This is a genomic window from Corynebacterium sp. UMB4614 (assembly GCF_030217065.1).
Classification (GTDB): domain Bacteria; phylum Actinomycetota; class Actinomycetes; order Mycobacteriales; family Mycobacteriaceae; genus Corynebacterium.
This window is the reverse complement of record NZ_JASONC010000041.1, coordinates 1-1,811: the sequence shown is the minus strand read 5'-3', so window position 1 is coordinate 1,811 and position 1,811 is coordinate 1. Positions and strand designations below refer to the sequence as shown.

Annotated in this window: 1 rRNA gene; it reads right to left on the bottom strand. The window is 54.2% G+C overall.

Features of this window, described 5'->3' with window-relative positions:
* Window positions 1–4: 4 nt before the first annotated feature.
* Window positions 5–1,811, bottom strand: a 23S ribosomal RNA gene (locus QP413_RS09790); the annotation flags it as partial.

Here is a 1,811-nt window from a genome sequence, read left to right as displayed (position 1 = left end):
TGTGGTTTGTTACACGTCGGCCAATTAGTACCAGTCACCTCCACACCTCACAGTGCTTCCAGATCTGGCCTATCAACCCCATCATCTCTAGGGAACCTCAAAAGAAACCTCATCTCGAAACAGGCTTCCCGCTTAGATGCTTTCAGCGGTTATCCCTCCCATACGTAGCCAACCAGCCATGCCACGGGCGTGACAACTGGCGCACCAGAGGTATGTCCAACCCGGTCCTCTCGTACTAGGGTCAGCCTTTCTCAAGTTTCAACGCGCGCGGCGGATAGAGACCGAACTGTCTCACGACGTTCTAAACCCAGCTCGCGTGCCGCTTTAATGGGCGAACAGCCCAACCCTTGGGACCGACTCCAGCCCCAGGATGCGACGAGCCGACATCGAGGTGCCAAACCATCCCGTCGATATGGACTCTTGGGGAAGATCAGCCTGTTATCCCCGGGGTACCTTTTATCCGTTGAGCGACACCACTTCCACAAGTAGGTGCCGGATCACTAGTCCCGACTTTCGTCCCTGCTCGACCTGTCAGTCTCACAGTCAAGCTCCCTTGTGCACTTACACTCAACACCTGATTACCAACCAGGCTGAGGGAACCTTTGGGCGCCTCCGTTACACTTTAGGAGGCAACCGCCCCAGTTAAACTACCCACCAGGCACTGTCCCTAACCCAGATCATGGGCCGAGGTTAAGATATTCAATACGATCAGAGTGGTATTTCAACAACGACTCCACACCCACTAGCGTGAGCACTTCACAGTCTCCCACCTATCCTACACAAACCGAACCGAACACCAATACCAAGCTATAGTGAAGGTCCCGGGGTCTTTTCGTCCTGCCGCGCGTAACGAGCATCTTTACTCGTACTGCAATTTCGCCGGGCCTGTGGTTGAGACAGCAGAGAAGTCGTTACGCCATTCGTGCAGGTCGGAACTTACCCGACAAGGAATTTCGCTACCTTAGGATGGTTATAGTTACCACCGCCGTTTACTGGGGCTTAAATTCTCCGCTTCGACCACAACGTGACCTAACGGGTCCTCTTAACCTTCCAGCACCGGGCAGGCGTCAGTCCGTATACATCGACTTACCCGTCTTCGCACGGACCTGTGTTTTTAGTAAACAGTCGCTTCCCTCTACTCTCTGCGACCACCACCAGCTCAACACGTCGTTCACCAGCAGTGGCCCCCCTTCTCCCGAAGTTACGGGGGCATTTTGCCGAATTCCTTAACCACAGTTCACCCGATCGCCTTAGTATTCTCTACCTGACCACCTGTGTCGGTTTACGGTACGGGCCATACATGCACTCACTAGAGGCTTTTCTCGACAGCATAGGATCACCAACATCCCCACAAACGGGTACGCATCACGCCTCACCCACAAAGCTGTACGGATTTACCAATACAGCGGGCCACACGCTTACACCACAATCCAATCAGTGGCTCGGCTACCTTCCTGCGTCACCCCATCGCTTGACTACAACAGATCAGGTCCCACGCATCCCAACACAACACACACAAAGTGCATGAAGCATCGTTCAGGGCGGTTAGTATCACTGCTTCACCATTGGTCGCACACATACGGGTACGGGAATATCAACCCGTTAACCATCGACTACGCCTGTCGGCCTCGCCTTAGGCCCCGACTCACCCTGGGAAGATTAACTTGACCCAGGAACCCTTAGTCATCCGGCGGATGAGTTTCCCACTCATCATTCGCTACTCATGCCTGCATTCTCACTCGCATAACCTCCAGCACTGGGTTACCCCGCACCTTCAACGGATCACACGACGCTCCCCTACCAACCCAACA